Below are 13917 nucleotides of genomic sequence, written 5' to 3' on the forward strand. Positions count from 1 at the left end.
CAGCCCCGCGCTCGGGTGTGGCGGTCGTCGGGGCACGCCCGTCCTCTATCCTGAGGTGGGGAAAGGACGCTATGAGCGACATCACTCGGGGGCAGGGACGACGCAACGCCAAGTTGGCGTCGCTGCCCATCGGTATGGCCGGACGCGCAGCGGCCGGTCTCGGTAAACGCATGGTGGGCAGGGACAAGGACGAGGTCCAGCAGGAGATGCTGGAACGAGCCGCCGAACAGCTCTTCGCCGTGCTCGGCGAGCTCAAAGGCGGCGCCATGAAGGTCGGCCAGGCCATGTCGATCATGGAGGCCGCCATCCCCGACGAGTTCGGGGAGCCCTTCCGCGAGGCGTTGACCAAACTGCAGGCGGAGGCGCCTCCGCTACCCGCAGCCAAGGTGCACAAGGTCCTCGACCAGCAACTCGGCACCAAGTGGCGCGAACGGTTCCGTGAGTTCTCCGACGAACCCGCCGCGTCGGCCAGTATCGGGCAGGTCCACCGGGCCGTCTGGTCCGACGGCCGCGCCGTCGCCGTCAAGGTGCAGTACCCGGGTGCCGATCACGCACTCAAGGCGGACCTCAAGACGCTGTCCCGGATGTCCGGCCTGCTGCAGAAGCTGTCGCCGGGCACCGATGTCCGGGCGATGATGGACGAACTCATCGACCGCACAGAGGCCGAGCTCGACTATCTCGGGGAGGCCGACAATCAGCGCGCGTTCGCCAAGGCCTTCGACGGCGACCCGGACTTCCTGGTTCCCAAGGTCGTGGCGAGTGCACCGAAGGTGGTTGTCTCCGAATGGATCGACGGCACCCGACTGTCCAAGGTGATCGCCGATGGTGATCAGGCGACCCGCGACAACGCGGCCGCGAAAATGGCCACCTTCGAGGTGAGTTCACCGTTCCGTGTCGGGCTGCTCCACGGCGATCCGCATCCGGGCAATTTCTTCCTGATGGACGACGGCCGTTTCGGCATCCTCGACTTCGGAGCGGTCGGTCACTATCCCAACGGTCTGCCACCGGAGACCGGGCCCATTCTCCGTCTGGCACGGGACAAACAGTACGAAGAGCTCAAAGAGCTGATGGTGCAGACCGACTTCATCCGGCGCTCACATGCCGATCGAGTGAGCCCGGCCGACATCGAGGCCTACCTGAAGCCGTACGTCGATCCGCTCTACACCGAGTCGTTCCATTTCACGCGCAAATGGATGCAGCGCGCCGCAGGCAAGGCCACCGACGTCCGCGGTGACGTCTACAAGACATCGCGAAACCTGAACGTGCCCAAGAACTATGTGATGGTCTTTCGTGTGCTCGCGGGATGTGTCGGCATCGCTTCACAGCTCGAGGCGAACGCACCGTATCGCGCGATCATGGAGAAGTGGGTGCCAGGCCTCGCCGATTGAGTTCGGCACGACACTTCGTGCAGTTCGCCCGGCCGCCGCTCAGGGCCGACCGGGATTCCGGCCGGCCCTGAAGGGGCCGCCACCTCATCAGGCAGCGTTCTTGCGCGGCCGACCGCGCGGGCGCTTGCGCGCCACCACGGTGCCACGGTCGAGGATCTCACCGCCCCAGACCCCCCAGGGCTCGGCACGTTCCAGCGCAGCCCTCAGGCAGGCGTCACGAAGAGGGCACTCGGCACACATCGCCTTGGCCCGCTCCAGATCTCGGGGGTCCTCGGCGAACCACAGATCGGCGTCGGCAACCTGGCACGGCAGGTCCAGGCCATCGACCGACACGCGGTCCGCCGAAAGACACGATTCGAGAACGCAATCGACGGTCATCTTGCTCTCCACATCTACTCGTGTTGGGTGTTGAACCCGGAGTCCTCGATGTGGATGAGACGAAATGGGAACTCATCGTCTGGGATGAGACCGATTTCGGGTATCTACAAGAAGGGCCACGGGTTCGCGTCTGCGATTCGCCCGTGGCCCGAAAGTGCGGAGTTAACGTCTCCGCAGACTTCGTATCTGCACGGGGAACCGCTGCGCGGCTCGCGCGCCGGCGATTGCCGGGTCTGCGAGCACTACTGCTGCGGCGGGCACATGGGCTGCCAACGGGCGCACATGGGTCTTATCGACCCAGAAGCGGTCGCGACGGAATTCCATACCGACGAACTCGGTCGACGTCGCCGTCGGCGCCAAAGGCATCGCCACAGGCACGCTGATGCTCGCCTGAAGGTTGATTCCGTTCACTGATCCGCTCCTTTCCGTGCTCGTCGGCTTCCACATGTGAGGCGTCCCGTTACGGACAAACAGGTGGCACCCCGTGCTGACCAATCAAGACTAGGGGTGGGACAAACTTCGCACAACCCATTTTTGACCTGCGGTTTCCATACACGCCGAGCTCGGTTTCGACACGGCGCGGGCTCGGTTTCGCCTGCCCACTCAACCCGACGGCCACGCTCACGCGTCACTAGTCGACCCGGCGGCCTTTGACCAGGTCGAGCAGCTCTGGGCCGAACTCCTCGAGTTTCGTCGGTCCGATGCCCGGAATCGCGCCGAGGGACCGGGCATCTACCGGTCGCCGATCGGCCACCGCATCCAGCATCGCATCGGTGAGGATGGCGAGTTCCCGCACGCCCCTCCGCTGCGCCCGGTCGGCTCGCCAGGCCCTCAGCGCGGACACCAACGACTCGTCTCGGTCCTCGATACGACAACTGGCGCACCGACCTCGCACCCGCGACTCCGGGTTCACCAGTTCCGCTCCGCAGACCGTGCACCGCCCGCTTCGATTCGGATCGAGATCGATGCCGTCGAGGAACCTCGTGCGTCGCCGGGTGGCCCGGCCTGCCCCCGATCGCGACAGGCTCCACGACAGGTAGAGGTGTTCGCGAGCCCGGGTGATGCCGACGTAGAAGAGCCGGCGTTCCTCCTCGACCGCCTCGTCGCCGCGTTCGATCGCCTGGGTGATGGGAACCGATCCCTCGGTGAGTCCGACCAGGAACACCGCGTCCCACTCCAACCCTTTGGCTGCGTGCAAGGACGCCAGCGTGACGCCGACCTGCGCTGGGGTGTGCCGCTCACCCGCCCGCAATGCCAGCTCGGACACCAGCCGCCGCAACGTCATACCCGGTTGGTCGGCGATGATCTCGTCGACGACGGACATCAACGTACGCAACGATTCCCATCGGGCCTTCGCGGTCGGGCCCGCCGGCTCGGTCTCGCTCAGTCCGAGCGGCGCAAGAACCGCGCGGACCACCCGCGTGGTCTCGGCGCCTGCGGGCAGGTCGGTGCGGCCGGCGGCGGCCTCGAGGTTGCGCATGGCCTGCCCGATCTCGGTGCGCATGAAAAACGCCTCGGAGCCCCGCACCTGATAGGGGATGCCCGCCTCGGTGAGTGCCTCCTCGAATCGTTCGGATTGCGCGTTCACGCGATAGAGCACGGCGATCTCCGAGGGCGAGGTACCGGCGTTCACCAGGTGTTTGATCTGCGCGGCGACCCCGTTCGCCTCACGCGGGTCGTCGGCGAACTCGGCGGGTCGGGGAACCGGCCCCCGGGGACGTTGTCCCACCAACTCCAGCCTGGTACCCGGGGAACGTTCCGTCGCGGCACCGATGACCTGATTCGCCAGTGACACCACCTCGGGGGTGGATCGATAGTCACGTTCCAGACGGACCAGCGTCGCCTCGGGGTGGCGGCGGGTGAAGTCCAACAGATATTTCGCCGTCGCACCGGCGAACGAGTAGATGGTCTGGTTCGCGTCACCCACCACCGTCAGGTTGTCGCGCTCCCCCAGCCACGCCTCGAGCAGTCGTTGCTGGACCGGTGTGATGTCCTGATACTCATCGACGACGAAACACCGGTAGCGCGAACGGAAATCGGCTGCGTGGTCGCTCTCCCGAAGCAGCTCGCCTGCATAGATGATCAGATCGTCGAAATCCAGGAGCAGATGTGCGCCATCGCGTTTCGCAGCCTCGTACGTGTCGAAGACGGCGGCCACCGCATCGTGGGGGAACGGGGTGTCGCGACCGGCGACACCTGCGTGCGCCACGTATTCGCCGGGTGTGATGAGAGACCCCTTGGCCCACTCGATCTCCGACGTCAGGTCGCGCAAGGATTCGCTCGTGGTGGTCAATCCGACGTGACGGGCGGCGCGTGCGACCAGAGGCATTTTGTGGTCGAGGAGCTCCCAGCTCAGGCCGCGCGGCCAGAAGTATCGGAGCTGACGCAGGGCTGCCGCATGAAATGTCTGCGCCTGCACCGAATTTCCCGGCCCGGCGATGTCGAGCGACCTGAGTCGCGACCGCAGTTCGCCTGCAGCCCGCGTGGTGAACGTGACGGCGAGCACCTGGCTCGGATTGACCTGGCCGCTGTCGATCAGATGCGCGATGCGGCGGGTGATGGTCCGCGTCTTCCCGGTCCCCGCTCCCGCCAGCACGCACACCGGGCCCCGAGGGGCGAGTACCGCCCGCTGCTGCTCGGGGTCGAGACCGTCGAGGATGCGGTGGAGATCGGGCACCGGTTCACTATGCCATCCGGCACGGACACCGATCGTCACGTCCCACGACGCCGATCAGCGCACAGACGGCCGATCAGCGCACCTCCGCGAGAGTCGGCGCAGGCGCCACCGGCGACGGTCAGACGCCGAGCTTGGCCTTGACGTCTGCGATCGATGGATTCGTGGCGGTACTGCCATCGGCGTACAGCACCGTCGGGACCACGTGGTTGCCGCCGTTCACGCTGCCGACGAACTCCGCCGCGTCCGGGTTGAGCTCGATGTCGACCTCCTGCCACGTCAGGCCGAGGCTCTTGAGTCCGGTCTTGAGCCGCGCACAGTAGCCGCACCAGCTCGTGGTGTAAATCGTCAGTTCGCCGGTTTCGGAAACCCGGGCGGAGGCGTCGTCGTCGATCACATTGCTCATGACACCCATAACAGCACGGAACGGCGCACTGTTCCCGGCAAGCCCGGTATCAGCGGTCCGCGTACGCCCACGCGGTGATGAGCGATCGAGCGATGGAGATCGACCCCGGCAGGCGCAACCTGCGCTCATCTGTCCCGGTGCCGACGGATCCGTCGCCACGCACCCATTCGGTGCCCTCCTCGAGCGCGTCGATGACCTCGGCGCGGTCGAACCAGACGGCGTCGCCGATCTCCCCGTCCAAGAACTCCAGAGGTTCGTCGGGGTCGGCGATCGCGGCGAAACCCAGCATCAGCGACCGCGGGAACGGCCACGGCTGGCTGCCCAGGTAGCGAGGTTCGCGGATGCTGATGCCGACTTCTTCGTGGACCTCGCGCGCGACGCATTGTTCGAGCGACTCTCCGGGTTCGACGAAACCGGCGAGGGTCGAGTACCAACCGTCGGGCCAGATCGCCTGCCGGCCGAGCAACACCCGATCGGCACCGTCGTGGACGACGGTGATGATGGCGGGGTCGGTTCGCGGGAACTCGTCGGCGCCGGTGTCCACGTGCCGTCGCACCCAACCGCCGCGGGCCGGGACTGTCGCCGACCCGTCCACCGGCGAAAAGCGTGCGGTGGCATGCCAGTTCAGGATGCCAAGCGCCGTGGCGAGGAGACCCGCCTCGTCGGCGTCCAGGCCGTGTGCGCCGCGACGCGGGTCGTCGGTGGGACCGTCGATGTGATCGACACGTCGAGCCCACAGATCCGCTCCGGCGCTCCCGGCGCCGCCGATCCCGAGGAACACCGCATCCGCGAGCGGCTCGTCGGCGAACTCGGTGGCGGCGAGCCAGTGCAGGCCACCACCGTCGGACACCGGGTAGCGCCCGCTCGAATCGATCAGGAGCAGGCGGGCCGTCGACCAGCCCGCCTGCATACGTTCCGGATCGTCGCGGACCTCATCGGCCCGGTCGAACGTCGCGCGCGACAACAGCGGCGGCTGGTCGAGCACGAACTGGTCACCGATCATTCGGACTGTCCCTTGCGCACGTAGAGCAACCTGTCCCCTGCCTCGATCTGCTCGACCTCACTGTCATCGACACGATGCAACACTCCCCTGCGCACCACGCCGAGCACGATGTCGCGGGTGTGTGCGGGCGATCCGCCGGTCTCGGTCGGGTCGACCTCGCGCTCGGCGATCGCGTACCCCGCATCCGGCGTCAGGAGATCCTCGATGACCTCCACCACCGACGGTGTCATGGTCGCGATACCGAGCAACCGGCCGGCCGTCTCCGACGACACCACCACCGAGTTCGCACCCGACTGCCGCATCAGGTGGGTGTTCTCCGATTCCCTGATGGACGCCACGATCTTCGCCCGCGGATTCAGTTCTCGAGCGGTCAACGTCGCCAGCACGGCGGTGTCGTCGCGGTTGGCCGCGACCACGATGCTCGCCGCGTGGGCCACCCCCGCGAGCCGCAGGACATCCGACTTGGTGGCGTCCCCGCGGACCGTCACGAGGCCATCGGCAGCGGCTGCCTCCAAGATGTGCGGGTCCGAGTCGACCACGACGATCTCGGCCGGCTTGATGCCGTCGCCGATCATCGCGTCCACCGCGGTCCGTCCCTTGGTGCCGTAACCGATGACGACGGTGTGATTGCGCACGCTGTTCCTCCAACGCTGGATCTTGAGCGCCTGCCGCGACCGTTCGGTCAGCACCTCCAGTGTGGTGCCGATCAACACGATCAGGAACAGCACGCGCAACGGGGTGATGATGAGAAGGTTGATCAGCCGGGCCGACGGGGTGTACGGGGTGATGTCGCCGTACCCGGTGGTCGAGAGCGTCACCGCGGAGTAGTACATCGCATCGAGGAACGACAGTGGGTTCGGCTGGACATCCCGATACCCGTCGCGGTCGAGATAGACGATGATCGACGTCGCGAACAACGCGACCACGGCGAAGACCACTCGCTTGCCGATCGCCCGGCCCGGACTCTGCTGCAGTTCGGGAATCCGGACAACTCCGACCAGCGCGTAGTCGGGGCTGTCCGCGAGTTCCTCGGACCGCAGGCGCCGCCGAAACCCCCTGGACCGCATCAGCCGTACCGCCGTTCGCTCACGAGTGGAATCTAGCTCATTTCGCCAGCATTGCAGCGAGCGCCGGCCGATCGGGCAGGTCGTCGGGTTCCAACGTGTAGCCCGACCGCACGTAGTGGAATGCGGCACGCACGTTCTCGAGCGGCACACCGGCCAATTGCGCCCACGCGATCCGGTAGGCGGCGAGCTGGACGAAGAGCGATTCCCGACGCGCCGGTTCGGGCACCGACCCCGTCTTCCAGTCGACCACCAGCCAGCGTCCCCCGGCCTCGGCGAACACCGCATCGATCCGGCCGCGGATCACCGTCGGACCGATCACCGTCTCGAACGGCACCTCCACCTCCGTCGGGCTGCGCTGTGCCCAGGACGACGCCAGGAACGCATCACGCAACTGATCGAGGTCGGCGTCGGGTGACGCGGTCCCGTCGGCGGCCCCCGGCAACTCGTCGACATCGAGAAGGCGGGTCGCGCCGAACCACCGCTCGACCCAGGCGTGGAACGCCGTACCCCGGCGCGCGGTCGGGTTGGGCTGATAGGGCGTCGGGCGCCGCAGCCGTCGAGCGAATGCCGCCTCGTCGGTGTCGAGCTCCACGAGCTGGCTCACCGACAGATGCGTCGGCAGCTCCACATCGACCTCCGCCTGATTGGTGCTGTGGTGTTCGGCCAGCAAGGCCGCCACCTCGGCGCGCCAAGCTGCGATCTCCTCGTCGTCCTCCTCGATTCCGGTCTGCTCGGAGGCCGGGGCATCGAACAGGGCAGGTGCGTCGCGATCGGCGATCGCATCGAGGACCAGGCGGGCCGCAGCCGTCACCGCGAGGCGGCGTTCGCCGAGGAGATCACGCGGCCACGACTCGCTGACGATCCGCTCTGCCAGCGGATTGGCCGCCCCATCGACCGGCTCCGGTGCGTCGACATCGATCACCATGTCGGTCGAGTCGACGTCGGGGTCGGCGATGGACGTCGACATGATGGTGCGGATCTCCTCGAAGAACGCTGAACCCCCGCGCGGCTTGTCGCCGGTCTCGGACCAATGGTGAGCCGAGATCAACAACTCGTGCTTCGCACGGGTCAGGGCCACATAGAGCAATCGGCGATCCTCTTCCAGCCGCCGCTGCCCGATCGCCTCCTTGTGTTCGGTGAGCGTCGTCTCGAGTTCCTTGCGATCCGACACCGACCGCAGATCCAAGGCCGGGAACCCCTCCGCATCGGTCCCGTCGGCAAGATCGCCGCGCAGTGCCGCAGGCAATTCCTTGGCACTGCCCAGCCACGTCGTGTCGGCGCGACCGCCGGGAAAGATGCCCTGACACAGATGTGGCAACACCACGACATCCCACTCGAGCCCCTTCGCGGCATGCACGGTGAGGATCTGCACCCGCTGTTCGGCGACCTCGATCCGGCCGGGTTCGAGTCCCTTCTCGATGGTCTCCGCGGTAACCAGGAACGCCAGCAGCCCCGGCAGATTCGCACCGGGCCGGTCGGCGTATGCGGTCACGTAGTCGGCGAAGGCGTCCAGATGTTCACGACCGGTGATCGCACCACGCATGCGATGGGCGCGGATCTGCGCCTCCACCGCCACCCCGATGGTGTGTTCGACGTCGGCCACCAGTTCGGGGAGCGGTTGACCGATCCGACGACGCAACGACTCCAGTTGCGCGCCGAACGCGCGGATGCGGGCGTACCCCTCGCTGCTGTAGCGCTGCGCGTCACCGGGATCGACGATGGCATCCGCGATCCCGGCGCGGTCGACGATCTCCGTGGGCAGGACCGCGTCGAGGGCATCGTCGAGCTCCTCCCGGGACGCCACCACGCCGGTCGAGCCATACGACTCCACCGCCGCCAACTCGGTCGCACGTCGCCACAGCGTCGCCAGGTCACCGGCGCCGAGTTGCCATCGTGCACCGGTGAGCAGACGCATCGCCGCGGTACCGGCCATCGGGTCGGCGATGACCCGCAACATGGCCACGATGTCCTCGATCTCCGGGACATGGAGCAGGCCGCCGATACCGACGACCTCCGCAGGGATGCCACGACTCTCCAACTCGGCAGCCAACGGAGCGGAATCCTCGTTGCGCCGCACCAGGATTGCCGTGGTGGGGGGCGCCTCGCCCGCAATCTCGGCGTCCCGGTAGTGCCGCTCCACATGATCAGCGACCCAGTTCCGCTCGTCGACGACGGTGTCGGTGAGCGCCAGCCGCACCGAACCGAGCGGGGCGTCGGGACGTGGTCGTAGCACACTCACCGGTATCCCCCGCCGACGCAGTTCGTCCGACGTCTCGTTCGCGAGGCGCAACGCGTGGACGGCATTTCGCCAGCTCGTGAGCAATTCCAGCCGAACGGCGGGAGACGAGTCGGACTGCCGGAAGTCGTCGGTGAACCTCGGGAGATTGGCCGCCGACGCACCACGCCACCCGTAGATCGACTGGATGGGGTCACCGACGGCGGTGACGGCGACGCTCCCGGCCCCACCGCGCCCGCGTGTGGGTCCTGGCCCGCGCCGTCCCGGCGCCACGCCGAACAGGGTGGCCAGCAGGATCCGCTGCGAATGGCCGGTGTCCTGATACTCGTCGAGCAGCACCGCCTTGAATGATTCACGTTCGGCGGCAACCACTTCCGGATTGCGCATCACCAGGCGCGCCGCCAGCGACATCTGACTGCCGAAGTCGAGCGCGGTGGCCGCCCGCATGGATTCCGACAGTGCCTCCACCATCGGGATCAGTTCGCGCCGTTCGTCGATGACGTCGCGCACCTTCAGCAGGGCCTGGGTCGGGGTGTCGCGCTGGCGTGGCCCCTTCGGCAACGTCTCGATCAGTTGATAGAGGTCGTCGCCCGTACGTCTCAGGTCGTCCATGTCGACGAGGTGCTCGGCCATCTCCCCGTACAGCTTCAGCACTGCCTCGGTGACACTGGCCGGAACCTTCTTCGTCTGCAGCTCCCCGGTCCAGTTCGCGACCACCGAGAACGCCATCTGCCACAGCTCGGTCTCCGACAACAACGTCGAATTCGGCTCGACCGGCAGCAACAGACCGTAGTCGGCGATGAGCCGTCCGGCGTAGGCGTGGTACGTGCTGACCTCCGGGTCACCACCGCTCAGGCGCGCAGTGATGGCACCATCCGGATCCCAGCTGCGCAATGCGGGCGATCCTGCCAGCATCGACAGTCGACGCCTGATGCGAGCCCCCAGCTCACTGGCCGCCTTACGCGTGAAGGTCAGTCCGAGCACCTCATCGGGCGCGACGAGACCGTTGGCCACCAACCACACCACCCGGGCCGCCATTGTCTCCGTCTTACCGGCCCCCGCGCCCGCGACGACCAGGATCGGCTCCATCGGCGCCTCGATCACGGCGACCTGTTCGGGCGTCGGTGTGGGGAGCCCGAGGGCGGCGGCCAACGACACGGCGGAGATCCTCGACCTCACGAGTCGGTCAGTCATCGATCACCGTCTTGCCGCGCAATTGCGCCGGACAGCTGGTGGCCAGCGCACAATGGGCACATCCCGGGTTGAGGGTCGCGGCAAAGCCCGGACCGATACTGGCCCGGGCTGCCTTGCGCACCACAGAGATCCACTCGTCCACCCGCTCCGAGGTGAGAGGCTCCTGGACCCGTTCCGTTGCGCCGCTGTTCCGGTTCGCCGCCGAGACGTACACCAGGCGACCGCCGCCGGGTGCGGTGCCGGTGCCCTCCACCCCGCCCAGTGCCAGTGCCAGCTGATAGGTCGCCAGCTGCGCGTGATCGTGTGCGTCCGCCTTGGTGATCGCGGTCTTCGCAGTCTTCACGTCGACTACCACCGGCCGACCCTCACGGTCGCGTTCGAGACGGTCGATCCGGCCGCGTAGGCGCACCGGCACGTCCGGATCGCCGTCCGCGCCGCTGTCGGCGTCCCCGGCCGGCAGGGTCGCGTCGATCTCCGCCTCGACACCCATCTCCGACAGCTCGTCACGCGAGAGTCGCAGCCAGTCACGGAAATTCGTCAGCATCGCCTCAGCCCGTTCGAGTTCGCGCACCGAGTACCACGCTGCCCCGGTGTCGACCCGGTCCCAGATGCCGCGTAGGGCAGCGGTCACCTCGGCAGGCTCGATCTGGCCGGCCACGGCCTGCACCAGGGTGTGCACCAATGTCCCGGTCAGCGCAGGCGTGCCGTCGCCGTCGCGTCCGCCATGCCGTTCGAGAACCCAACGCAACGAACATCGCGTCAACGACTCCACATTCGACGGCGACAACATCACCGGCCCTCGGTCGGGAGTCCACAGGGCCGCATCGGAACTCGGTCCCGCCAATCCGTACCAGTCCTTCGGTGCAGCACCGGGAATGTCCGAGTCGGCAAGCTCGGCGAGCAGTCCTGCAGCGGCGCGGGTGCGTGCATCGAGCTCGGCGCCGGCTTCATTCGGCCCGCTCGCTGCGCTCCCGGCGCCGGCTTCATTCGGCCCGCTCGCTGCGCTCCCGGCGCCGGCCACATTCGGCCCGCTCGCTGCGCTCCCGGCGCCGGCCACCACCGCGGACCGCAACGTCGCAATCAACGACGGCAACGACAGCACTCGATCGACGCCGGGGTCCAGCGGCAATTCCGCGAGAGACTCCGCCGGTTCGCCGTCCGTCGAGCCCTCCCGGCTGTTGGCGAGTGCATCCGCGATCTCCGCGACGAACCGCGACGGCGATGCGTCGCCGCTCCCGTCTTCCACGGCCGTGACCAACAGACGCCGCCGCGCCCGTGTGCACGCCACCAGAAGCAGCCGTCGCTCGTCGGCCAGCGCAGACGTGGTGCGGGCCACCGTGTCCAGCGCCTCCGGATCCACCCCGTCGAGCAGATCGACCAACTGACCCGTCCCCAGCACACTGCCCCGACTGCGCAGCGACGGCCACAGTCCGTCGAGCACCCCGGCAACCGCCACGACATCCCACTCGCGGCCCGCGGCGGCATGTGCCGACAGCACGGTCACCGCATCGGCACCCGCACCCGGGACGCGGCTGTCCCGCGGGATCTGCAGCGCCGCAAGGTATCGGACAAAACCGGCAGGTCCCGCCGCGGGCAGGTTGTCGGCGAATCCGGCGGCCGCCTCGAACATCGCCATCACCGCGTCGAGATCGCGGTCGGCCTGCTCTCCGGCCGGGCCACCACGGATCGCACTCGCCATCCACCGACGTTCCAGACCGGTCGTCTGCCAAGCCGCCCACAGGGTTTCCTCGACGCCCCGACGTGCCGCATCGGCACGGTGGGCGGCATCGACCACCTCGAGTACGCGGACCAGCGGGCGGGCCTCTGCGTCGGTCAGAGCTCGGAGATAGCGCTCGGCCTCCGTGCGGTCGAGGATCGCGCGCCGCAGGGCGATCAGCGAATCGGTGGCCGCTCCGCCGTCGCCCGTCCGCTCGTCGAAGCGGCGGACCCCGCGCCGCAGTCGGCGCATGGCGCCCGGGTCGGCACCGCCGACAGGACCGGACAGCAACGCGACCGCGTCCTCCACCGCGAACGCCTCCACGGCATCGTCGTCCGACAACCCGCGTGCGGCGACGGCGCGCAGGACCTGCATCAGCGCCGCGACGGCACGCTGACGGTGCAGCGGCAGGTCACTGGTCGGCGTGGTGACCGGGACTCCCGCGGAACGGAATGCGCGACGCAACGCGGGCAACGCCAGCGACACCGACCGCACGATCACCGCCATCCGGGACCACGGGACACCCGAGAACAAGTGCGCGCGACGCAACAGGTCAGCGACCGCGGTGGCCTCCTTGGCACCCGAGCTGAAGACCCTGACCTCGGCTCCGCCCAGCGGGTCGTCATTCGGGTCGGTACCGTCCGACCTCACCTCCGGTGGCAACGGATAGGGATGAGGACGAGCCCCCGGGAGCCGCGACACCAACGCCTTGCCGACCACGGCGACCGCCGGATGATTTCGAAAACCCTGTGCCAGGACGATGTCCCGGTCGGAACCGCGGTCGGCGAGCCCGTCGGCGAACCGAGGGCTGGCACCCCGGAAACCGAACACCGACTGATCGGTGTCGGCGGCGATCAGAGTCGAATCGGTGCCGGTCCCGATCAGCGTCACCAGCGCCGATGCCTGGGGATCGAGGTGCTGGGCATCGTCGACGAGGAGGTGCCGGATCCGTCGGCGTTGACCGGCGAGAAGCTCCGGGTCCGTGGCGAATGCCGACAGGGCCGACCCGACGAGTTCCGCGGCATCGACCGCGGGCGCCGATGCCCCCGGGGCGTCGGCGCCGACCGCGCCGCGCAACAACATGTTCTGCTCGTACTGGCCGTATGCCCGGCCTGCTGCGACCCACTCCGGGCGGCGATGACGGCGGCCCATGGCGGACAGTTCCTCCGGGCCGACCCCACGTTCGGCGGCACGCATCATCAGATCGCGCAACGCCTGTGCGAACCCATCGGTGCCCAGGGCAGGACGCAGCCGATCCGGCCAGTACTCTGCGCCGTCCTCGACATCGCCTGCCAGCAGTTCACGCAGCACCATGTCCTGTTCGGAGCCGGTGATCAGGCGGGGTGGCGGATTTCCGTGCGCCGAAGCCTGTAAGCGGAGGACGGCGAACGCATAGGAGTGGACCGTGCGCACCAGGGGCTCCCGCAACGCGTGGCCCGCGCCGTCGGCGTCGGTACCGCGCCGCGCCGCCAGCACGCGGCGGGTGATCTCCTCGCGGAGCGTTCCGGCGGCACGCCGTGACGACGCCAGGACCAGCACCGACTCGGGATCCACCCCGGGCCGCACCAGCCGGGACACCGCGGCGTCGACGATCAGAGCGGTCTTCCCGGTGCCCGGACCGCCGTGGACGCGGATCGGCGACCACGGTCGTCCGGGGTCTGCCGACGACGAGCCGCTGATCGCTTCCACGACCTCGGCAGGCCATCGCCGGACGGCATCGTCGGCGCCGGACCGGGTGGCGACCAGTCGGGTGCGCAGCGCGGTGCCAGTCCCGGGCGTGGAATCGACGCGGCGTGCCATGACCCTATGGAATCACGGCACCACGACACCACTGCGCGCTCGACCCCGTGCCTG

The 13917-nt window shown here is 68.2% G+C and carries 9 protein-coding genes; 1 reads left to right on the top strand and 8 read right to left on the bottom strand.

Translation table 11 applies throughout. The annotated features are described in order from the left end of the window. Positions 1 to 71 precede the first annotated feature (71 nt). Positions 72 to 1388, top strand: coding sequence for an ABC1 kinase family protein (locus tag IDF66_RS03200; protein WP_164308863.1), 1317 nt, complete (start codon positions 72 to 74; stop codon positions 1386 to 1388). Between the two features lie 87 nt (positions 1389 to 1475). Here IDF66_RS03200 and IDF66_RS03205 read toward each other — a convergent pair whose 3' ends face one another. The 8 genes from IDF66_RS03205 to IDF66_RS03240 form a co-directional block, all read right to left on the bottom strand. Continuing rightward, entirely contained in the window at positions 1476 to 1766 is a 291-nt protein-coding gene (locus tag IDF66_RS03205) for a WhiB family transcriptional regulator (protein WP_164308862.1), read from the bottom strand. A gap of 162 nt (positions 1767 to 1928) precedes the next feature. Next, on the bottom strand, positions 1929 to 2177 hold the full coding sequence (locus IDF66_RS03210; RefSeq protein ID WP_190265698.1) for a hypothetical protein: 249 nt from the start codon (positions 2175 to 2177) through the stop codon (positions 1929 to 1931). A 220-nt stretch (positions 2178 to 2397) separates the two neighbouring features. Continuing rightward, entirely contained in the window at positions 2398 to 4443 is a 2046-nt protein-coding gene (locus tag IDF66_RS03215; protein WP_190265699.1) for an ATP-dependent DNA helicase UvrD2, read from the bottom strand. Between the two features lie 118 nt (positions 4444 to 4561). Next, complete coding sequence (locus IDF66_RS03220; RefSeq protein ID WP_190265700.1) at positions 4562 to 4846, bottom strand: mycoredoxin; 285 nt, start codon at positions 4844 to 4846, stop codon at positions 4562 to 4564. A gap of 49 nt (positions 4847 to 4895) precedes the next feature. Further along, complete coding sequence (gene nudC, locus IDF66_RS03225; RefSeq protein WP_190265701.1) at positions 4896 to 5849, bottom strand: NAD(+) diphosphatase; 954 nt, start codon at positions 5847 to 5849, stop codon at positions 4896 to 4898. Beyond that, positions 5846 to 6916: a potassium channel family protein gene (locus IDF66_RS03230; protein ID WP_164308858.1), complete on the bottom strand. Its 1071-nt coding sequence runs from the start codon at positions 6914 to 6916 to the stop codon at positions 5846 to 5848. Before IDF66_RS03230 ends, nudC begins: the two co-directional genes overlap by 4 nt. Before the next feature lie 37 nt (positions 6917 to 6953). After that, entirely contained in the window at positions 6954 to 10346 is a 3393-nt protein-coding gene (locus IDF66_RS03235) for an ATP-dependent helicase (RefSeq protein WP_190265702.1), read from the bottom strand. After that, positions 10339 to 13863 (bottom strand): ATP-dependent helicase, encoded by a 3525-nt coding sequence (locus IDF66_RS03240; protein ID WP_190265703.1) that lies wholly within the window; start codon positions 13861 to 13863, stop codon positions 10339 to 10341. Before IDF66_RS03240 ends, IDF66_RS03235 begins: the two co-directional genes overlap by 8 nt. Between the last annotated feature and the right edge of the window lie 54 nt (positions 13864 to 13917).

Origin of the sequence: Gordonia hankookensis, from assembly GCF_014673215.1 — a bacterium.
GTDB lineage: Bacteria > Actinomycetota > Actinomycetes > Mycobacteriales > Mycobacteriaceae > Gordonia > Gordonia hankookensis.